General features: G+C 54.6%; 20 protein-coding genes. 12 read left to right on the plus strand and 8 right to left on the minus strand.

Annotation, left to right across the window (positions count from 1 at the left end):
* Positions 1–3: 3 nt before the first annotated feature.
* Together ACSPHG_RS23275 and cspE are read left to right on the plus strand one after the other, a co-directional pair.
* On the plus strand, positions 4–714 hold the full coding sequence (locus tag ACSPHG_RS23275; RefSeq protein ID WP_435955835.1) for a DUF3053 domain-containing protein: 711 nt from the start codon (positions 4–6) through the stop codon (positions 712–714).
* 274 nt (positions 715–988) lie between these two features.
* A complete protein-coding gene (gene cspE, locus ACSPHG_RS23280; RefSeq protein ID WP_121264842.1) occupies positions 989–1,201 on the plus strand; it encodes a transcription antiterminator/RNA stability regulator CspE in 213 nt (70 codons plus the stop codon).
* Between the two features lie 69 nt (positions 1,202–1,270).
* Here cspE and yiiM read toward each other — a convergent pair whose 3' ends face one another.
* Positions 1,271–1,945 (minus strand): 6-hydroxyaminopurine reductase, encoded by a 675-nt coding sequence (gene yiiM / locus ACSPHG_RS23285; protein WP_435955836.1) that lies wholly within the window; start codon positions 1,943–1,945, stop codon positions 1,271–1,273.
* Between the two features lie 286 nt (positions 1,946–2,231).
* Here yiiM and ACSPHG_RS23290 point away from each other — a divergent pair, with 286 nt between their 5' ends.
* Genes ACSPHG_RS23290 through ACSPHG_RS23300 form a run of 3 tightly spaced genes read left to right on the plus strand, consistent with a single transcriptional unit; the run spans position 2,232 to position 5,045 of the window.
* Entirely contained in the window at positions 2,232–3,209 is a 978-nt protein-coding gene (locus tag ACSPHG_RS23290; RefSeq protein WP_435955837.1) for a TRAP transporter substrate-binding protein, read from the plus strand.
* 20 nt (positions 3,210–3,229) lie between these two features.
* Positions 3,230–3,745, plus strand: a complete 516-nt coding sequence (locus ACSPHG_RS23295) for a TRAP transporter small permease (RefSeq protein WP_435955838.1) — start codon at positions 3,230–3,232, stop codon at positions 3,743–3,745.
* Positions 3,738–5,045 carry a TRAP transporter large permease gene (locus tag ACSPHG_RS23300; protein WP_435955839.1) on the plus strand — a complete coding sequence of 436 codons (1,308 nt, stop codon included), beginning with the start codon at positions 3,738–3,740 and terminating at the stop codon, positions 5,043–5,045. Before ACSPHG_RS23295 ends, ACSPHG_RS23300 begins: the two co-directional genes overlap by 8 nt.
* 103 nt (positions 5,046–5,148) lie before the next feature.
* On the opposite strand, the gene ACSPHG_RS23305 is transcribed toward ACSPHG_RS23300, so the two are convergent.
* Both ACSPHG_RS23305 and sodA read right to left on the minus strand, forming a co-directional pair.
* A complete protein-coding gene (locus ACSPHG_RS23305; protein ID WP_435955840.1) occupies positions 5,149–5,826 on the minus strand; it encodes an oligogalacturonate-specific porin KdgM family protein in 678 nt (225 codons plus the stop codon).
* Positions 5,827–6,096: 270 nt separating this feature from the next.
* The gene (gene sodA, locus ACSPHG_RS23310) at positions 6,097–6,717 is read right to left on the minus strand and encodes a superoxide dismutase [Mn] (protein ID WP_034460735.1); all 621 of its coding nucleotides are present in this window, start codon (positions 6,715–6,717) and stop codon (positions 6,097–6,099) included.
* A gap of 405 nt (positions 6,718–7,122) precedes the next feature.
* On the opposite strand from sodA, the gene rhaT reads away from it, so the two are divergent.
* Positions 7,123–8,157 carry an L-rhamnose/proton symporter RhaT gene (gene rhaT / locus ACSPHG_RS23315; RefSeq protein ID WP_435955841.1) on the plus strand — a complete coding sequence of 345 codons (1,035 nt, stop codon included), beginning with the start codon at positions 7,123–7,125 and terminating at the stop codon, positions 8,155–8,157.
* Here the strand turns inward: rhaT and rhaR are convergent, their stop codons facing one another.
* Together rhaR and rhaS are read right to left on the minus strand one after the other, a co-directional pair.
* Positions 8,158–9,006: an HTH-type transcriptional activator RhaR gene (rhaR, locus tag ACSPHG_RS23320; protein WP_435955842.1), complete on the minus strand. Its 849-nt coding sequence runs from the start codon at positions 9,004–9,006 to the stop codon at positions 8,158–8,160.
* 128 nt (positions 9,007–9,134) lie between these two features.
* Positions 9,135–9,971 (minus strand): HTH-type transcriptional activator RhaS, encoded by an 837-nt coding sequence (rhaS, locus tag ACSPHG_RS23325; RefSeq protein WP_435955843.1) that lies wholly within the window; start codon positions 9,969–9,971, stop codon positions 9,135–9,137.
* A 302-nt stretch (positions 9,972–10,273) separates the two neighbouring features.
* On the opposite strand from rhaS, the gene rhaB reads away from it, so the two are divergent.
* The 6 genes from rhaB to ACSPHG_RS23355 all read left to right on the plus strand — a co-directional run bounded on the left by rhaB (position 10,274) and on the right by ACSPHG_RS23355 (position 16,930).
* Positions 10,274–11,746: a rhamnulokinase gene (gene rhaB, locus ACSPHG_RS23330; protein ID WP_435955844.1), complete on the plus strand. Its 1,473-nt coding sequence runs from the start codon at positions 10,274–10,276 to the stop codon at positions 11,744–11,746.
* The gene (rhaA, locus tag ACSPHG_RS23335; RefSeq protein WP_435955845.1) at positions 11,743–13,002 is read left to right on the plus strand and encodes an L-rhamnose isomerase; all 1,260 of its coding nucleotides are present in this window, start codon (positions 11,743–11,745) and stop codon (positions 13,000–13,002) included. The genes rhaB and rhaA overlap by 4 nt, the downstream gene beginning before the upstream one ends.
* Before the next feature lie 127 nt (positions 13,003–13,129).
* Complete coding sequence (gene rhaD, locus ACSPHG_RS23340; RefSeq protein WP_435955846.1) at positions 13,130–13,954, plus strand: rhamnulose-1-phosphate aldolase; 825 nt, start codon at positions 13,130–13,132, stop codon at positions 13,952–13,954.
* 82 nt (positions 13,955–14,036) lie between these two features.
* Positions 14,037–15,185, plus strand: coding sequence for a lactaldehyde reductase (gene fucO / locus ACSPHG_RS23345; protein WP_435955847.1), 1,149 nt, complete (start codon positions 14,037–14,039; stop codon positions 15,183–15,185).
* Positions 15,182–15,496, plus strand: a complete 315-nt coding sequence (rhaM, locus tag ACSPHG_RS23350; RefSeq protein ID WP_435955848.1) for an L-rhamnose mutarotase — start codon at positions 15,182–15,184, stop codon at positions 15,494–15,496. The genes fucO and rhaM overlap by 4 nt, the downstream gene beginning before the upstream one ends.
* Before the next feature lie 183 nt (positions 15,497–15,679).
* Entirely contained in the window at positions 15,680–16,930 is a 1,251-nt protein-coding gene (locus tag ACSPHG_RS23355; RefSeq protein ID WP_435955849.1) for a hypothetical protein, read from the plus strand.
* Positions 16,931–16,984: 54 nt separating this feature from the next.
* Here the strand turns inward: ACSPHG_RS23355 and ACSPHG_RS23360 are convergent, their stop codons facing one another.
* The 3 genes from ACSPHG_RS23360 to fdhD all read right to left on the minus strand — a co-directional run bounded on the left by ACSPHG_RS23360 (position 16,985) and on the right by fdhD (position 19,343).
* Positions 16,985–17,953: a chemotaxis protein gene (locus ACSPHG_RS23360; protein ID WP_435955850.1), complete on the minus strand. Its 969-nt coding sequence runs from the start codon at positions 17,951–17,953 to the stop codon at positions 16,985–16,987.
* Positions 17,954–18,119: 166 nt separating this feature from the next.
* On the minus strand, positions 18,120–18,398 hold the full coding sequence (gene asr, locus ACSPHG_RS23365) for an acid resistance repetitive basic protein Asr (protein ID WP_435955851.1): 279 nt from the start codon (positions 18,396–18,398) through the stop codon (positions 18,120–18,122).
* Between the two features lie 120 nt (positions 18,399–18,518).
* Positions 18,519–19,343: a formate dehydrogenase accessory sulfurtransferase FdhD gene (fdhD, locus tag ACSPHG_RS23370; protein ID WP_435955852.1), complete on the minus strand. Its 825-nt coding sequence runs from the start codon at positions 19,341–19,343 to the stop codon at positions 18,519–18,521.
* Positions 19,344–19,347: the final 4 nt, after the last annotated feature.

Below are 19,347 nucleotides of genomic sequence, written 5' to 3' on the forward strand. Positions count from 1 at the left end.
AAGATGGCGACAGGTAAGTCCTGCTCTCGCTGGTTTGCGCCGCTTGCGGCGTTATTGATGGTGGTGAGCCTGAGCGGTTGCTTCGACAAAGAAGGCGATCAGCGTAAGGCGTTTATCGATTTTCTGCAAAACACGGCTATGCGTAGCGGCGAACGTCTGCCAACGCTGACTGCCGATCAGAAGAAACAGTTCGGCCCGCTGGTTTCTGATTATGCCGTGCTGTACGGCTTCTCTCAGCAGGTTAGCCAGGCGATGGACGAAGGCATGAAGCCGGTTGTCGATAGCGTGAACAGTATCCGCGTTCCGCAGGATTATATGAATCAGCGTGATGCGCTGCGCCAGGCGAACGGCTCTCTTAACGTGCTGGGTCAGCAGGTGCAGAATGCAAAAATGCAGGCGGATAGCGCGCGTTCGACGCTGAAACAGCCTGACGATCTGAAAACCGTTTACGACCAGGTGTATCAGAAAGTGGTTACCGCTCCGGCAAACGCTATGGCTCCGCTGATCCCAGCCGCGCAGACGTTTACTCAGCAGCTGGTGCAGGTGGGTGATTTCATTCAGCAGCAGGGAACGCAGGTTGCCTTCTCCGCAGGTGGCATCCAATTCCCAACCTCGCAGCAGGCTAGCCAGTACAACACACTGATCGGCCCGCTGGCCTCGCAGCATCAGGCATTTATGCAGGCTTACTCAAGCGCGCAGAACGCCATGCAGTAATGAATTTCCCCGTCGCAAGGCGGGGATTTTTAGGGCGGCTTTAGCTCCAGCCCTATGGATGGCTGAAATAGTTCTTGTCATCCATACGTTAAATATGCGTTAATGCCTCCATCGGTTTGACATACAGACCTTTCGAGCAGTCTAGTAAAGCAGTCCTCCAAGAGTTATCCCTAGATACCCTTCGACGTGCGCTTATCCTTTCTCGCTTTAAAAAATCTGTAAGCACACCAATGCACTACGCCGAAAGGCAAACTCAATCTAAAAGGTAATATCTATGTCTGCTAAAATGACTGGTCTGGTAAAATGGTTCAACTCTGACAAAGGCTTCGGCTTCATCACTCCTGACGATGGCTCTAAAGATGTGTTCGTACACTTCTCTGCTATCCAGAACGATGGCTACAAGTCCCTGGACGAAGGCCAGAAAGTATCTTTCACCATCGAAAGTGGTGCTAAAGGTCCAGCAGCTGGTAACGTAACTAGCCTGTAAGCCTCGCTTAAAAGCAAAAATTCTAAAACCCGCCTTTGGCGGGTTTTTTCGTTTCTGAGATCTGCAAACCTATCTGCCCACCAGCCGCCGCGAATTATCTTCCATTTTTCCTGAAAGACGACGTTTCTGCATGGTGCGCGTCCAGCTCGTCGACAGCCCAGCCGCCGACAGCAGGCGATGATACTGCTCATCATCAAATGGCATATGCCAGGCGATTGCGATAGCCTCCGCCACGCTGACGTCACTTACGCGCGATACCAGCTCAAGCCTTGAGTCCGTAGAAACATTGCCCGCCATCACCACGCGATACAACCAGCCGCAGTACCCCGACTTCTGCATTAACGCCGCCATATCGCTGACGCCAAAATGATAGTTAAGCTTAAAGCACGGCGAGCGAGGCTGCGTGACCTGAATCAGCGCGTTCCCCCAGCGGAAAATATCGCCGATATAGACGTCTTTTTCCGTCATTCCCTCGATTGAGAGGTTTTCGCCAAAGGCCGGTGCGGTAAACAGTTCGGCCTGTTCGGGAAATTCCCGAGCCCAATAGCGGTAGTGTTCGCGAGGATAGTGACACAGCGCGCGGTCAGGCCCGCCGTGAATGACTTTCTCAGCCTGCTGGTCGCCCTCCAGGCCCAGCTCGTTCAGGCGCAGCTCGCCGTCGACCTGATATTTGGCAATCGCGCTTGGCCGGCTGCCTTCATAGTCGCGAACCTTGCCGATAAAAACCTGTAGCGGATAGTGCATCTGCTCCTCCCTGTTCCTGCAACAGACATAAAAATCGAGTCCACAGGCTCGCCTGTCGCCTGGCGCAATGCAACAGATTTTTTAACCCCGGCTCCCCGGCGGACTCCTTTACTGGAAACTACTGGAACCATTAATTTCATTAAAATACGAATGCGAAATTTGTGAAATTGCATTTCAATATATTCCATTCTGTGCCACTTTCGAGGCCGGAGTGGCAACCATAGAAAGGTTTAACCGGGGCGCATAACGTATTTTCACGCTGAAATTAACTCATGATGAGGCTCAGATGAAATTACTACGGATAGTCACGGTGTTTTTATGTTGCGTTGCCTTCACCCCCTTCTCTACCTCCGCCAAAACCGTTCTCCGCCTGGCTTACGCGGAAAACAGCCAGCCGGTTAAAGATGCCCTGCGCTTCCTCGGCCAACAAATCGAAGAGAAAACCCACGGCGACGTTCAGGTGATGTTTTTCCCGGACGGCCAGCTGGGCGGCGAACGCGAGCTGGTTGAGCTGGCTCAGGCGGGTGTGGTGGACATCACCAAGGTTTCGTCCGGCCTAATGGAAAGCTTCTCACCCCTTTACGGCGTATTTTCTCTGCCCTACCTGTTCGCCGATAAAACCGAGTTTTACCGGGTGATGGACAACGACGCGTTGATGGGCCCGGTGTATCAGTCCACCGCCGCGCAGGGCTTCGTGGGCGTCGGCTGGTATGACTCCGGGTCGCGTAACTTTTACATGAGCAAAGCGCCGATTCGCAGCATCGACGACCTCAAGGGCAAGAAAATCCGCGTCATGCAAAGCGACACGGCGATCCGCACCCTCAAGATGCTCGGCGCTTCGCCTATCGCGATGAGCCAGGCTGAGGTTTACACCTCGTTGCAGCAGGGCATTCTCGACGGCGCTGAAAACAACGAGTTCGCGCTGACCATCGCGCGCCACGGCGAAGTCGCCCGTTTCTACACCTACGACATGCACACCCGTATCCCCGACATCCTTCTGATGAGCTCGCTCACCTTTGAAAAGCTCACTCCCGCGCAGCTTGGCGTGATCCGCGAAGCGATTAAAGACTCCATCGAGTTTGAAAAAGCCGCCTGGGAAGCCGAAATAGAAAAAACCAAAAAAGAAGCGGTAGAAAACTTCAACGTTGAGTTCTTCGACATCGATAAAAAACCCTTCCAGCAGGCCGTGCAGCCTATCTATGAAGGGTTGAAGAAAAATCCCCAGCTCGACGGTCTTTACCAGGCCATTCAGTCAGCAAAATAAACAGCCCCACAGGAAAAACAATGGAAACGATAAGAAAAGGATTCGACAGACTGCTCGAGGCCGTCTGTAGCGTGTTACTGGCCTTAATGGTCTGCGTATCGTGCTGGCAGGTTATCAGCCGCTACGTGGTGGGGGTGCCCAGTACGGTCACCGAAGAAATGCTGCGCTTCTCGCTGGTCTGGCTTTCCATGCTCGGCATGGCCTACGTTGCCGGTAAACAGCAGCACATCAGCCTGACGCTGATGGTCGATAAAGTCTCGCCAACGGTTCGCGCCTGGTGGACGGTGGCCCTGCAGATGGTGTTTATCGCCTTCTCTGTCTGGATTTTGATTATCGGCGGCCTGCGCATCTCGTCGATTTCGATGCTGCAAATCTCCCCTGCGCTGGGCGTGCCGATGGGCCAGATTTACTACGCCCTTCCGGTATCAGGCGCGCTGATCATTATCTACAGCGTGATGAACATCATCGACATCCTCCGCACGCGCTTTGCGCCTGCGAACGCCTCCGCTATGCCTCTGGAGAATCAACATGATTGATCCCGTTTACGCCTCGTTCATTCTCATCGCCGTCTTTGTGGTGCTGCTGGCGCTGAGTGCGCCTATCGGTATTTGTATCGTTATCGCCTCGTGCAGCACGATGATGCTGGTGTTGCCGTTCGAAATTTCCATGTTTGCCACCGCGCAAAAAATGTTCTCAAGCCTCGACAGCTTTGCCCTGCTGGCGGTGCCGTTCTTCGTGCTTTCCGGGGTGATCATGAACAGCGGCGGCATCGCAAGCCGCCTGGTGAACTTTGCCAAGCTGTTTACCGGCAGGCTGCCCGGCTCCCTTTCCTATACCAACATCATCGGCAATATGATGTTTGGCGCAATTTCCGGCTCGGCAATCGCGGCCTCTACGTCTATCGGCGGCGTTATGGTGCCGATGAGCGCGAAAGAGGGCTACAACCGCGGATTCGCCTCGGCGGTAAACATTGCTTCAGCGCCAACGGGAATGCTGATCCCACCGACCACCGCTTTTATTCTCTATGCGTTAGCCAGCGGCGGCACGTCGATTGCGGCGCTGTTTGCAGGCGGCATGGTTGCCGGGACGCTCTGGGGAATTGGCTGCATGGTCGTCACCTGGGTGGTGGCGAAGCGTAATAACTACCGCGTGTTTTTCGCGCTGCAAAAGGGCGTGGCGCTAAAAGTGACCGCCGAAGCCGTGCCAAGCCTGCTGCTGATCGTCATTATCGTCGGCGGGATTGTGCAGGGGATATTTACCGCTATCGAAGCCTCGGCCATCGCCGTGGTATACACGCTGTTCCTGACCGTCGTCCTCTATAAAACCTTAAAGCTCAAAGACCTGCCGTCTATTCTTGTGCAAACCACGGTAATGACCGGCATTATTATGTTCCTGCTGGCCACCTCGTCGGCAATGTCGTTTTCCATGTCGATAACCAATATCCCGACCGCCCTGAGCAACATGATTTTGGGCATCTCGGAGAATAAGATGGTTATCCTGCTGGTGATCACCGTCTTCCTGCTGGTGATCGGCGCATTTATGGATATCGGCCCGGCGATTCTGATTTTCACCCCGATACTGCTGCCCATCATGATTAAGCTTGGCGTAGACCCGGTTCACTTCGGTATTCTGATGGTTTACAACCTGGCTATCGGCACCATTACGCCGCCGGTTGGCAGCGGCCTTTACGTCGGGGCAAGCGTCGGGAAGGTTAAAGTAGAAGAAGTGATTAAACCGCTGATGCCGTTTTATGTCGCCATTATCAGCGTCCTGCTGCTGATAACGTTCATTCCGGAAATGACGTTATTCTTACCAAGACTGCTTGGTGTAATGTAATTACGTTTTAGCGAGATAAAAAAATCCGGTTGTTTATAAGCAACCGGATAAAATCACAAGCGAAAACAAGTAAGGACCTTACATTTAAATCAGTTTTTAATTATCAGAACGTATAACCTAAGCCGATGCGGAAACGCGTCTGGCGCTCATCGGTATTGCTTCTTACGCCCACGTTACCCACTTCAACAAACGGCGACCACGCGTCAATTAAATAGGCCGTTCTGAAGTTATATTCGTAATTATCTTTACCGCCGTCATACAGATCGTATTTATCGGCTTTCTTATAAATGCCTTCAACAACCCAGTCAAAGTTACCCCACTTATATCCGGCCCACACGTCCATATGGTTAATGGTGTCATCTTCGCGGGTGTCAGACTCGGCCGAGCGGCGAATATATTCGAAGCGGTAGCGGGCGCCGAGCCACCAGGCGTCGTTGAGTGTCCAGGTTGCACGCAGATAAGGCTTATAAACCGAATAGCCATTGCCCGTTTCCAACACTGCGCCCGGCTGCCAGGCCACGGAGCCGGTAGTAAACTGGTAGCTGGCGGTATATTCATTGCCCTGCACTTCCATATCGTTGAAGGCTTTGTTGGTGTCGTCACCGCCAGATTTAGAAATGGCTTCAATCGCGAAGCCAAAGCCGCTGCCAAAGCGATGGGAAATATAGGCACGATCGTAGTTTGCTTTGCTGTCATCTAAATATTCATGACGAACGTCAACGTAAACCGCATGCGCGCTTGTTACAACAAGAGGTAATAATAACAGGAGAGCTTTTTTCATTAGAATTTCCCTATAAAATATTCACTAAGTGAATAATGCATTGAATGATACCCAACGCTAAAACTACCCTCGTTGAAATAATGTTTCAATATAAGTAAAAGGTTTAATGGAAAAATTGAATGCGCATCATAAATAGAGAAAAAGACGCTAAAACCTTTGTTTTATTGCCAGGGGGAATCGGTTTATGTCTTTAAGCTTAAGGCAAAATGAGAATATAAAAAAAACCCCTGCGTTTATTACGCAAGGGCTGAATAAGCTTAAAGTAAAGGCTTATTTTTTAGCAGCGAAACGTGCTGCTGCTTCGTCCCAGTTAACTACATCCCAGAATGCTTTGATGTAGTCAGGGCGACGGTTTTGGAATTTCAGGTAGTAAGCGTGTTCCCACACGTCCAGGCCCACGATTGGGAAGCCAGAAACGCCGGAAACGGCTTCGCCCATCAGCGGGCTGTCCTGGTTTGCGGTAGAAACCACGGCCAGTTTGTCACCTTTCAGAACCAGCCACGCCCAGCCGGAGCCGAAACGGGTAGCGGCTGCTTTTTCAAACTCAGCCTTGAAGTTGTCAACGCTACCGAAGTCGCGCTCGATAGCCGCTTTCAGGTCGCCCTGCAGGGTGGTACCGGTTTTCAGGCCTTTCCAGAAGAAGCTGTGGTTAGCGTGGCCGCCGGCGTTGTTACGCAGAACGGTTTTCTTGTCTGCTGGCAGCTGGTCAAGCTTAGCGATCAGCTCTTCAACAGGCAGGCTTGCGAACTCAGGCAGGGATTCCAGCGCTGCGTTAGCGTTGTTGACATACGCCTGGTGGTGTTTGCTGTGATGGATTTCCATCGTTTGCTTGTCGAAGTGTGGTTCCAGGGCGTCGTAGGCGTAAGGCAGGGATGGCAGTGTATAACTCATGTTCATCATCTCCATTATTGTCGGGCGGCGCGGAAGCTGTTAACGCCGCGTAATCAGTTGGTTCATTATAGTTAATTAAATGATATTGAAAATGTTTATCAATGCCGCACTTTTAATAAGGTTATAACTTTTTGTCATGATTAAGAAAAAATGAGTCTTGTCATGACGATAAAAGCCTCTGCCGCACCGCCTCATTCCTTTTTCATCACCTTCGCGAAATTATCCTGACGCGAAGAACTAAAAAATTGTGATCGCAAACCTCCCCACTCGCTGAATATTGCCAAAATCACCGCCGCGACGGCAGCCCGCCGAAGGTGCACCAGTTGCTCACTCTTTAGACTCAATGACATTGGGGTCGTCAGCGGTCGCCCCTGTGTTTTTTCAATAAAACTAAAGGGATAGAAAATGAGTAACGCGATAACCATGGGGATACTTTGGCATCTGGTCGGTGCGGCGAGCGCCGCCTGCTTCTACGCCCCGTTCAAAAAAGTGCAGCGCTGGTCCTGGGAGACCATGTGGGCGATTGGCGGTTTCGTCTCGTGGATAATCCTGCCGTGGCTGGTCAGCGCTATCCTGCTGCCTGATTTCTGGGCCTACTACGGTTCATTCAACCTCTCTACCCTGCTGCCGGTGTTCCTGTTCGGCGCGATGTGGGGCATCGGCAACATCAACTACGGCCTGACGATGCGCTATCTCGGCATGTCGATGGGCATCGGCATCGCCATTGGCATCACGCTTATCGTCGGCACGTTAATGACGCCGATCCTCGCCGGGAAGTTTGACGTGCTGATTGGCACTCCGGGCGGGCGCATGACGCTGCTGGGCGTGCTGGTCGCCGTTATCGGCGTTGGCATTGTGACCCGCGCAGGCCAGCTAAAAGAGCGCGAAATGGGCATCAAGGCGGAAGACTTTAATCTTAAAAAAGGTCTGATCCTGGCCGTGCTGTGCGGCATTTTCTCCGCCGGTATGTCATTTGCGATGGACGCCGCAAAACCGATGCACGAGGCGGCGGCGGCGCTTGGCGTTGACCCACTCTACGTTGCGCTACCAAGCTATGTGATCATCATGGGCGGCGGCGCGGTGATTAACCTCGGCTTCTGCTTCATTCGTCTGGCAAAAGTTAAAAACCTGTCGGTAAAAGCAGACTTCTCACTGGCAAAACCGCTGATTATCAGCAACGTGCTGTTCGCCGCGCTCGGTGGCACCATGTGGTATTTACAATTCTTCTTCTACGCCTGGGGCCACGCAAAAATCCCACCGCAGTACGATTACATCAGCTGGATGCTGCACATGAGCTTCTACGTGCTGTGCGGCGGCATCGTTGGCCTGATTATGAAGGAGTGGAAATCGGCGGGTCGCCGTCCGGTTGGCGTGCTGAGCCTGGGCTGCGTGGTGATTATCCTCGCGGCGAATATCGTCGGCCTCGGCATGGCGAACTGATCAGGCTTCTAACGTGTACCTCTGACGCCACATTCGTGGCGTCATTCCCGTCTCTTTAGTAAACACCACCGAAAAGTAGTTACTGTCCTCAAAGCCGCAGCGCGTGGCGACGTCGCCGATGAGCATTTCGCTATGGCGCAACAAATCCTGCGCCTGGCAGATGCGCAGCTGGCGCAGATACTGGCTAACGGTCATGCCGGTTTGCTGACGGAAAAGCTGACGCAGATGGCGTTCGGTCACCTGATGCTGCTGGCAAAACTGCTGGATATCAAAAGACGTTTCCAGGCTTTTGCCCAGCGCCGCCATCAGTAAATCCAGCGTTTCGCCGCTGTCCGGTCCGGCGGCATCAAGCATCTGATAGCGGTGGCGGCGCAGCAAAATGCACAGCTGCAGGAACAGGCTTTCGGTCAGGCACAGCGACAGCGCGTCCTGCTTCGGGCTTTCGTGCTCCAGCTGGCCGATGAGCTGGCGGGCCTGCGCCATTCCCTGGCTGCAAAGCCGCCAGCGCGGGTCTTTGCCCTGCGCCGTGTGGCTGTGCAGCAGATCGTTCCAGTCGACGTTGAGCTTGAGCCGTTCGGGGCAATAAATGATGTTGTGCAAGACGAGATCGTTCACCGATTCGTAGCTGTGGCGGTCTTCAGCGCGGATATAAAACAGGTCGCCGCAGGTGATGCGATAAGGCCGGTCGTTAAGCACGTGCAGCCCGTTGCCGCGCCAGACCAGCACCAGCTCGCAGAAGTCGTGGGTGTGCTCGGCAAAGACGTTTTGCGGATAGCGGTCGGCCACCGCCACGGGCTGGGCGGCTGACGCAAAGAAATCCATTTTCTTCAGAATGAGGTGTTCGGCCACCGTTTTATCTCCATGCCAACGTCCAAAAAGGGGATGGCGCTGCGCTTACCCGCCCTACAAAACCGACAAAACATCGAACCGGGAAGTATTGGCGTTATCGCGCAAAAAAACGGTGATTCCCTTCGCGATTACAGCATCTGCACATCCCGGCCCTGGCGGATCTCGCGCGGTGACCAGGCAAACTCGCGTTTGAACAGCGTGGAGAAGTGGTTACTGTCGCCAAAACCGCACTGGAAGGCGATTTCGGTGACGCTTTCTTCCCCGTGGCGCAGCAGATGGCGGGCCTTCATCAGACGCAGACGGTTGAGATAGCGCTGCGGCGTGAGGCCGGTTTGCTGCTTTAGCTGGCGGTGCAGCGTGCGCAGGGAAAGCGTGAACTGCGAAGCCAGCTGGTCCCAGCAAATTTCCTCGGCGAAATGATCTTCCAGCCAGGCCATCAGCTGGTTTAAGCGCCCTTCGCTGTTCGTCGCCCCTTCGACCATGCTGCCTTTGCGCAGCAGCACCAGCAGCTGCATGAAGAGGATTTCACGGTTGGCGACGGCATGGGTTTCGCCGCTGTCGCCAATACGTTCAAACTGTTCAATTAGCCCGCGCACCTGCTGCAAAACGGACTGGCTCACCCGCCAGTGCGACGGATAGTTGCCGTCCTGCTCCTGCGGCAGCAGCTTATCCAGCCCGGACAGGAAGCAAAACGCATCCGGCGCGCGGTAGAGGACGTTGGTCAGGCACAGGTTTTCGGTGTGCTCGTACAGATGGCGGTCGTGATCGCGCACGAAGCAAACCGACCCGCCGCTCAGGGTGTAAGGTAGGCCGTTAAAAACGTGCGTGCCGGTGCCGTGTTCCACGATCACAATTTCATAAAAGTCGTGGTGGTGTTCTGGAAACGCCGCCTGCGGCAGGCGAGGTTCAATCGCTACCGACGCCTTTCCTGACGGGAAGAAATCAAAGCCGTGCAATATTGTCATTTTCATACCCACCACGCTGATTAACACCCGGCAGATAGTAGAGAACCCTTCTCATTCCCACCTTGAATTTTCGACACAAAAATCGCTAAAAACCGTCCTTTTTTCAAGAAAAGGCGGGAATTATCCGGAAATGCGGGAAGCGTCACAGGCCGTGCTTTCCGCTTGCAGATATTTATTTGTGACATGGCTCACGTTCATCTTTGCTTCTTTGCCAGCGGTGCATTTGCGCTGTCCGCTACGAGAAGGTGTACGCCAGCGTTACTTTTTAGAGTGGGGGCAATTAATTCTGCAAGGACCCCACAATGACTCTTCGCCATAGTGTTGCGGTTGATCTCGGCGCCTCAAGCGGCCGCGTTATGCTGGCTCGCTTCGAACGTGCAACCCGCGGCATCAGCCTGCGTGAAATCCACCGCTTTTCAAACAGCCTCAAGCAGGTCGACGGTTTTACGACCTGGGATTTGGACGCGCTGGAACACGAAATTCGTACCGGCCTGCAAAAAGCCTGCGATGAAGGCATCAAAATCGACAGCATCGGTATTGATACCTGGGGCGTTGACTACGTGCTGATTGACCGCGACGGCAACCGCGTCGGGCTGCCCGTTTCCTATCGCGATAACCGCACCGAAGGCGTGATGGAAACGGCGTTCAGCCAGCTGGGCCGTGAAGATATTTATCGTCGCACCGGCATTCAGTTCCTGCCTTTTAATACCCTTTACCAGCTCCGCGCCTTTGCCGAAGAACAGCCTGAACTGCTTGATAAGGTCGAACACGCGCTGCTGATCCCGGACTACTTCTGTTACCGCCTGACCGGCGCGCTTAACTGGGAATACACCAACGCCACCACCACCCAGCTTATCAATATCAACAGCGATAGCTGGGACGAAACGTTGCTCGACTGGGTCGGTGTGCCGCAAAAATGGTTCGGCACGCCGACGCATCCAGGCAACGTTATCGGCCAGTGGGTTTGCCGTGAAGGCAACAAAATCCCGGTTGTTTCGGTGGCGACCCACGACACCGCAAGTGCGGTCATCGGCGCGCCGTTGAAAGATAAAAATGCTGCCTATCTCTCGTCCGGCACCTGGTCGCTGATGGGCTTCGAGAGCAAAACGCCGTACGCCAGCTGCCAGGCGCTGGCCGCCAACATCACCAATGAAGGCGGGGCGGAAGGCCGCTACCGGGTGCTGAAAAATATCATGGGCCTGTGGCTGTTACAGCGCGTGACCAAAGAGCTGGCGATAACCGATCTGGCTGACCTCATCGCCCGTACGCAGACCATTCCGGCCTGCACGTTCGTGATCAATCCGAACGACGAGCGCTTTATCAACCCAGAAAACATGACCCGCGAAATCCAGGCCGCCTGCCGTGAAAGCCACCAGCCGATCCCGCAAAGCGACAGCGAAATCGCGCGCTGCATTTTCGACAGCTTGGCGCTGCTGTACGCCGACATTCTGCGCGAGCTTGCCGACCTGCGCGGCCAGCCGGTGAGCTGCCTGCACATCGTGGGCGGCGGCAGCCAGAACGCGCTGTTAAACCAGCTTTGCGCTGATGCCTGCGGCGTGCCGGTGCTGGCCGGGCCGATTGAAGCCTCCACGCTCGGCAATATCGGCTGCCAGCTCATGGCGCTGGACGAAATTACCGACGTCGACGACTTCCGCAACATCGTCGCCGCCAGCTACCAACTCAAATCTTTTACCCCACAAACAGACAGCGAAATTGCCCGCTACGTGGCGCAGTTAACGCACAACCGTCAAACCTGTAAGGAGTTTTGCGCATGACCACACCTATTGATCAAGCCTGGGAACTGGCAAAGCAGCGCTTTGCTGCCGTCGGCGTTGACGTCGAAGAGGCGCTGCGCCAGCTCGACCGCCTGCCCGTTTCTATGCACTGCTGGCAGGGCGATGACGTTGCTGGATTCGAAAACCCGGAAGGCGCGCTGAGCGGCGGCATTCAGGCAACCGGTAACTACCCTGGCAAAGCGCGCAACGCGGGCGAACTCCGCGCCGATCTGGAACAGGCGCTGAGCCTGATCCCAGGGCCAAAACGCCTGAACCTGCACGCCATTTATCTCGAATCCGACACGCCGGTTTCCCGCGACAAAATCAAGCCGGAACACTTCAAGAACTGGGTGGAATGGGCGAAATCCAACAGGCTGGGCCTGGACTTTAACCCGTCATGCTTCTCGCACCCGCTGAGCGCCGACGGTTTTACCCTCTCCCACGCGGACGATAAAACCCGCCAGTTCTGGATCGACCACGTGAAGGCGAGCCGCAAAGTCTCTGCCTACTTTGGCGAGCAGCTCGGCACGCCGTCGGTGATGAATATCTGGATCCCGGACGGCATGAAAGACATCACCGTTGACCGCCTGGCTCCGCGCCAGCGCCTGATGGCTGCGCTCGACGAAGCCATCAGCGAGAAGCTGAACCCGGCGCACCACATCGACGCCGTAGAAAGCAAGCTGTTCGGCATCGGCGCTGAAAGCTACACCGTCGGCTCCAACGAGTTCTACTTCGGCTATGCCACCAGCCGCCAGACCGCGCTGTGCCTGGATGCGGGCCACTTCCACCCGACCGAAGTGATCTCCGACAAAATCTCCAGCGCCATGCTCTACGTGCCGCGCCTGCTGCTGCACGTAAGCCGCCCGGTACGCTGGGACAGCGACCACGTGGTGCTGTTGGACGATGAAACCCAGGCGATTGCCAGCGAAATCATCCGTCACGACCTGTTCGACCGCGTTCACATCGGCCTCGACTTCTTCGATGCGTCCATCAACCGCATCGCGGCGTGGGTTATCGGCACCCGCAACATGAAGAAAGCCCTGCTGCGCGCCCTGCTGGAGCCAACCGCAACCCTGAAACGCCTGGAAAACGAAGGCGATTACACCGCGCGCCTGGCGCTGCTCGAAGAGCAGAAATGCCTGCCGTGGCAGGCCGTGTGGGAAATGTACTGCCAGCGTCACGACACCCCGGTGGATGCGCAGTGGCTGGAAAACGTGCGCGGCTACGAGAAAGACGTTTTAAGCCAGCGCGGGTAATGAACTTGCGGTGGATGGCGCTCGCGCTTATCCCCCCTACGAAGGTTGAGCGGGTGTAGGTCGGATAAGCGTGAGCGCCATCCGACGTCTGCCACCCGACATTCAAAGATTAAGGAATCACAAGACTATGCAAAACATCCTCAACGCCTGGTTTGTAGAAGGCATGATCAAAGCAACGAGCGATGCCTGGCTGAAAGGCTGGGATGAACGCAACGGCGGCAACATCACTATGCGCCTGAGCGAAGCGGACATCGCGCCTTTCCAGGCTGATTTCCACGCCGAGCCGCGCTATATCGCGCTGAGCCAAACCATGCCGGAACTCGCCAACACGCCGTTTATCGTTACCGGCTCCGGCAAATTCTTCCGCAACGTGCAGCTCGCCCCGGCCGCCAATATCGGCGTGGTGAAAGTGGACAGCAAAGGTACGGGTTACCACATTCTGTGGGGTCTGGAAAACGAAGCGGTGCCAACCTCCGAGCTGGCCGCGCACTTCCAGTCGCACTGCGTTCGCATTAAAGCGACCGACGGTCGCGACCGCGTGATCATGCACTGCCACGCCACCAACCTGATCGCCCTGACCTACGTGCTGGAAAATCGCACCGACGTCATCACCCGCAAACTGTGGGAAGGCAGCACCGAGTGTCTGGTGGTGTTCCCGGACGGCGTGGGCATCCTGCCGTGGATGGTGCCGGGCACCGACGAAATCGGTAACGCCACCGCCGACGAAATGGCAAAACATTCTCTCGTGCTGTGGCCGTTCCACGGCGTCTTCGGCACAGGCCCTACGCTTGACGAAGCCTTTGGCTTGATCGACACCGCCGAAAAATCTGCGGAAGTCCTGGTGAAAGTCATTTCGATGGGCGGCATGAAGCAGACCATCAGCCGCGATGAGCTTATCGCACTCGGCAAACGCTTCAACGTCACCCCATTAGCTAGCGCATTAGAGCTTTAACCCTGTTTTCCCCCTCTCCTCTATGGGGAGAGGGCCGGGTGAGGGGCAAGCACTCAAAACAGCAATATTAAGGAAAATAACCATGAGCTTTATGTTGGCCTTACCAAAAATCAGCCTTCACGGCGCGGGTGCAATCGGCGATATGGTGAAGCTGATCGCAGGAAAAAACTGGGGTAAAGCGCTGGTCGTTACCGACGGGCAGCTGGTGAAAATGGGCCTGCTCGACAGCCTGTTCACCGCCCTTGACGTTCACCAGCTCTCCTGGGAGCTGTTTGATGAAGTCTTCCCGAACCCGACTGAAGAGCTGGTGCAAAAAGGCTTTGCCGCTTATCAGGCGGCAGACTGCGACTACATCATCGCCTTCGGGGGCGGCAGCCCAATCGATACCGCCAAAGCAGTCAAAATTCTGACCGCCAACCCAGGCCCGTCAACCGCCTATTCCGGCGTCGGCAAAGTTGTCCACGCGGGCGTGCCGCTGGTCGCGATTAACACCACCGCAGGCACCGCCGCTGAAATGACCAGCAACGCGGTGATCATCGACTCGCAGCGCCAGGTTAAAGAAGTGATTATCGACGCGAACATCATCCCGGATATCGCCGTTGACGACGCCAGCGTGATGCTCGACATCCCGCCAGCCGTCACCGCCGCCACGGGCATGGACGCGCTGACCCACGCCATCGAAGCCTATGTTTCCGTTGGCGCGCACCCGCTCACCGACGCCAACGCGCTGGAATCCATCCGTCTTATCAGCGAGTGGCTGCCGAAGGCCGTGGATGACGGGCATAACCTGGAAGCGCGCGAAATGATGGCCTTCGGGCAATATCTGGCGGGCATGGCGTTCAACAGCGCGGGCCTTGGCCTGGTACACGCTCTGGCGCATCAGCCAGGCGCAACGCACAACCTGCCGCACGGCGTATGTAACGCCATCCTGCTGCCGATTATCGAAGCCTTTAACCGCCCGCAGGCCGTGGCCCGCTTTGCGAAAATCGCCGTAGCGATGGGTGTGAACACACAGGGCATGAGCGAAGATCAGGCCAGCCTGAAGGCGATCGAAGCGATCCGCGCGCTGTCCACCCGCGTGGGGATACCTTCAGGCTTCAGCGAGCTTGGCGTGAAATCGTCCGACATTGAAGGCTGGCTGGACAAAGCCCTCGCCGACCCGTGCGCACCGTGCAATCCGCGCACGGCGACGCGTGAACAGGTGCGCGAGCTGTACCTGGAGGCACTATGATCCGTAAAGCCTTCGTTATGCAGGTGAACCCCGACGCGCACGAAGAATATGAGCGTCGCCACACGCCGATCTGGCCTGAGCTTGAGGAGGTTCTTAAGCGGCACGGCGCTCACCACTACGTTATTTATCTCGACACGAAGCGCCATCTGCTTTTTGCCACGGTAGAAATTGAGTCCGAAGAGCGCTGGAACGCGGTAGCCCAAACGGAAGTCTGCCAGCGCTGGTGGAAACACATGGCCGATATTATGCCGAGCAATCCGGATAAAAGCCCGGTCAGTGCAGAATTAAAAGAAGTATTTTATTTAGAATAAATTTCTCTCTAATTGCCTCGTGGGATGGCCACGGGGTAATTTCTTTTTAATATCATTCACCCGCCGTTATAAATATTCTCTCCATCCAAAACTTAAGCATAGCTTAAACAACATTGTTTTTTTCAAAGAAAATAATAAGTGAGAAAATTAATTTCCATTGATGCAAATGAATAAGGAAATTATATGTTTCTTAAATTAAACACGGCCGCATTTCTGACGTTATCCTGCCTTGCAGGTGCTGCTAATGCTCAGGTAATCAGCGAACACGTATTTTTGAAAAATGGAGGTGATTTAAATAATATTACCGGAACTATTGTTGCTGCCAATGAATCACTTAGAGAAAAGAGTTACGACCCAGCGTTTAATGCCGTCGGCCACATTTATGGCTGTACCGCAACCTGGTTAGGCGACGATGCAGAATGGGTTTATATCCTCTCTGCGGCACACTGCAATAAAGCCACTGCCGATCTAGCGCAGACGACTTATAAATTCTATGCCGATGATGATAAAACGGTGATTGCCTCCGGCGGCACGATTCACACCGTTCCACAGCGCAATAATCGCCCTGCAGGTTACGGCGGCGCTTCAACCGATCTTGAAATTCTAAAATTAAAGAAAATCGCCGACTATCGCGATAAAAATGGCAAGAAAATCGCCAAGCCCGTGCTGTATGACGGTAAAGACGAAATGGGGTCGCCGGTGACTTTTGTAGGCTACGGTCTGTGGGGCGTTAACGCCGCCAGCAGTGAAAACTACTCACCTAAAACCGGGCAGCGCCGCCTGACCAGCATGAGCATTATCGATGATATTTTCGAACAAAATCACGGGATCGGTGCAGGATACGAGCCGGTTAAAGAAAGCGCTAAATGGGGGCGCGTTTCCCCAGGCGATAGCGGCTCCGCGTGGTGGCAAACCCACATGAATATTCCAACCATTATTGCGGTAACGAACGGTCATGGCAAAGGCAGCACCGGAGCCCGAGTTTCCCAGTATATTGACTGGATCAAATCCGTTTATCCTGAAGTCGACGTTCTTTCTGAACATGCGTTTAATTGGGAAGATAACGATCAGAAAGGGATTGTGGGTACGCTCTATCACTATGCAAACCCTATTAACGGCGATACCGAATATTTCATGCTTAAGAATACGTCATACAGCCATTTCCCTACCGATAAAACTAATAACCAGGACTGGGTTTATTTAGGCACGGATAAGAAAAAGGCGCTGCGAAATATTCAAATGCTTAATCTGTATAAGCGTTGGGATGGCACCAACCAGGTTGGGAGAGCAGAAGATCTGTATATCTACTTCAACCCGAATAACTATGCTACCGAAATATTCTCTCTGAAAGAGTCAGAAAATTATGGTTACTTCCCTGTAAACCACCGCGATAACGATGAGTGGTATTACTTCGGCGATATTACCTTTAAATAATATGTTCGGTTAGCCCCCTTCGATGGGGGCTATTTTTTTACTCCATCCTCAAGATCAATTCAGCGCAGCATCCTCCAGCGCTTTATGAATGACCGCCGAAAGCTCATTCACATCGAACTTCGCCACGTAACCGTTGGCACCGACCTTGCGGACGTGATCTTCGTTGGCGCTGCCCGACAGGGACGAGTGAATCACAACCGGGATCTGCTTTAAGGTCGCGTCGGTTTTGATGTTGCGCGTCAGGGTAAAGCCGTCCATTTCCGGCATTTCGATATCGGTGAGCACCATACCGATGCGGTCGGTGATCGGCTGGCCTGCGGATTTGGCCTCTGCCGCGATGACCTTAATCTTCTCCCAGGCTTCCAGGCCCGTGGAGTGCATGATGGCCGGGATACCCATGCCTTTCAGGCCCTGTTCCAGCATCGAACGGGCGACTTTGGAATCCTCCGCCACAATGGCTACCGCGCCAGGCTTCAGGGTGTAGGTTTTTTCTTCGATGGCCGACACGTCCACGTCGCGCCCGGCGGGGATGATGTCATAAAGGATTTGTTCGACGTCCAGCACCAGGGCAAGGTCGCCCTTGTACTCGTCGCTATCAAGCTGGGCGATGCTGGTGATGTTGCGGCTGCTGACGCCCGATTCGGCGGCGTGCACCTGGCTCCAGTCCAGACGGATAATGTTCTCAACGGATTCCACCGCGAAGGCCTGCGTGCTGCGGGCGTATTCGGTGATGAGCAGCAGGTTCAGGCCGGTTTGCGGCGTACAGCCGGTGACGGCAGGTAAGTCGATAACAGGGATAATCTGGTCGCGGATATTTGCCATGCCCAGCAGCGGCGACTCCATGCCCGCCGCGCGGTTGATTTTCGGCATCGGCACGATTTCGCGCAGTTTAAAAACGTTTATGCCGTACAGCTCAGACTTGTCGGCGTGCTGACCTTTCCCTAACCGGAACAATAACAGCTCAAATTTGTTGGATAACGCGAGGTTAGCCCTCTCATCGATATCTTTCTGAAAACTATCCATTTTAACCTCGATTGATAACCCGGCGGGTCATGTCGCTCTGCGTTGCAGATGCCCTGTATAAGTTATCGGCAGAATGAGGAAAAAGTAGAGTCTGGCGGGCGAAATGTGCGGAAAAGAAAACACCCGGCGGGCCGGGTGTTTTAAAGAAGAGGGATTTTTTTAACGCTTATGCAGCAGGCTTAGCCGTCGGTGCTACAGCCGGTTTAGCGGCTTTTTTGTGGTGTTTTTTAGCGGCCTGGGCTTTCTGAGCGGCAGGTTTAGTCGCTTTTTTGTGGTGCTTTTTAGCAGCCTGCGCTTTCTGCGCTGCAGGGGCCTTATGGTGTTTTTTATGGTGCACTGTGGTGGTGTGTTTAACTGGAGCAGGCGCTGCGGTGGTGTCAGCGGCGAAAGCTACAGAGGACAGACCCATTACAGCGACAGCAATCAGCGTTAATACTTTTTTCATTTTGGTCGTCTCGTCTTTGTTTATAGGTGAACCTGTCGGCCCGGTGAAATAACTCTATTCCACTAAACAAAAACGTTCCGTGAGTGATTGGTGTCGGTAAGTAACGGAATGTACAACTCGTTAACAAAGACGCTGAGGATGAGTATAAACCGTGGCGCGGCCCGGTTTGCTAAAGCCCACCAGCGTGAGGTTACAGCGCTGCGCGACATCGACGGCAAGCGTCGTCGCGGCAGAAACGGCAAACAGGATCTCGACGCCGCACTGCGCGGATTTCTGCACCATTTCGTAGCTGGCGCGGCTGGACACCAGCACCGCGCCGTTTTGCCAGCCCTGCCCGGCGCGTGCGCCGAGCAGTTTATCCAGCGCCACGTGGCGGCCAATGTCTTCCCGGCCATCCTGAATTTCGCCCTGCTCGTTCAGCCAAAGCGCGACGTGCGTGCAGCCCGTCAGCTCGCCCACCGGCTGGTAGCCGCGCATTTTGCTGATTGCAGCGTCAAGCTGGCTCAGGTCAAAAGTCTGGGTAAAGGGCAGTGGCGCGATGGGCCGACCGATGTCGTTAAGCTGTTCAACGCCACATACGCCGCAGCCGGTGCGCCCGGCAAGAGAGCGGCGACGCTCTTTGAGGCCCATAAAGCGGCGGCTGGACAGCTCGATCTGCACTTCAATACCGTTGCAAACCGGCACAACGTCAATGCCAAAGATATCCGCCGGCGTCTCTATAATCCCTTCGGATAAGGAGAACCCAACGGCGAACAGTTCCAGGTCTTTGGGCGAAGCCATCATCACGACGTGGGAAATCCCGTTGTAAACCAGAGCCACCGGCACTTCTTCAGCCAGCCAGTCCGCCTTTGCGTGCTGCAAATCGCCTCGTTGCCATAATTCGACCGAATGGGTTCCTGTGACTTTGTTCACATTATTGTCCTGATTAAGATGGATATTGTTCACTTTG

Origin of the sequence: Dryocola baronae (genome assembly GCF_051297175.1) — a bacterium.
In the GTDB taxonomy this organism is placed as follows: domain Bacteria; phylum Pseudomonadota; class Gammaproteobacteria; order Enterobacterales; family Enterobacteriaceae; genus Dryocola.

Bases quoted from the DNA above. Each gene is read 5' to 3' on its own strand.
- ACSPHG_RS23275 (WP_435955835.1), top strand. From the start codon at position 4: ATGGCGACAGGTAAGTCCTGCTCTCGCTGGTTTGCGCCGCTTGCGGCG.
- cspE (WP_121264842.1), top strand. From the start codon at position 989: ATGTCTGCTAAAATGACTGGTCTGGTAAAATGGTTCAACTCTGACAAA.
- yiiM (WP_435955836.1), bottom strand. From the start codon at position 1,945: ATGCACTATCCGCTACAGGTTTTTATCGGCAAGGTTCGCGACTATGAA.
- ACSPHG_RS23290 (WP_435955837.1), top strand. From the start codon at position 2,232: ATGAAATTACTACGGATAGTCACGGTGTTTTTATGTTGCGTTGCCTTC.
- ACSPHG_RS23295 (WP_435955838.1), top strand. From the start codon at position 3,230: ATGGAAACGATAAGAAAAGGATTCGACAGACTGCTCGAGGCCGTCTGT.
- ACSPHG_RS23300 (WP_435955839.1), top strand. From the start codon at position 3,738: ATGATTGATCCCGTTTACGCCTCGTTCATTCTCATCGCCGTCTTTGTG.
- ACSPHG_RS23305 (WP_435955840.1), bottom strand. From the start codon at position 5,826: ATGAAAAAAGCTCTCCTGTTATTATTACCTCTTGTTGTAACAAGCGCG.
- sodA (WP_034460735.1), bottom strand. From the start codon at position 6,717: ATGAGTTATACACTGCCATCCCTGCCTTACGCCTACGACGCCCTGGAA.
- rhaT (WP_435955841.1), top strand. From the start codon at position 7,123: ATGAGTAACGCGATAACCATGGGGATACTTTGGCATCTGGTCGGTGCG.
- rhaS (WP_435955843.1), bottom strand. From the start codon at position 9,971: ATGACAATATTGCACGGCTTTGATTTCTTCCCGTCAGGAAAGGCGTCG.
- rhaB (WP_435955844.1), top strand. From the start codon at position 10,274: ATGACTCTTCGCCATAGTGTTGCGGTTGATCTCGGCGCCTCAAGCGGC.
- rhaA (WP_435955845.1), top strand. From the start codon at position 11,743: ATGACCACACCTATTGATCAAGCCTGGGAACTGGCAAAGCAGCGCTTT.
- rhaD (WP_435955846.1), top strand. From the start codon at position 13,130: ATGCAAAACATCCTCAACGCCTGGTTTGTAGAAGGCATGATCAAAGCA.
- fucO (WP_435955847.1), top strand. From the start codon at position 14,037: ATGAGCTTTATGTTGGCCTTACCAAAAATCAGCCTTCACGGCGCGGGT.
- rhaM (WP_435955848.1), top strand. From the start codon at position 15,182: ATGATCCGTAAAGCCTTCGTTATGCAGGTGAACCCCGACGCGCACGAA.
- ACSPHG_RS23355 (WP_435955849.1), top strand. From the start codon at position 15,680: ATGTTTCTTAAATTAAACACGGCCGCATTTCTGACGTTATCCTGCCTT.
- ACSPHG_RS23360 (WP_435955850.1), bottom strand. From the start codon at position 17,953: ATGGATAGTTTTCAGAAAGATATCGATGAGAGGGCTAACCTCGCGTTA.
- asr (WP_435955851.1), bottom strand. From the start codon at position 18,398: ATGAAAAAAGTATTAACGCTGATTGCTGTCGCTGTAATGGGTCTGTCC.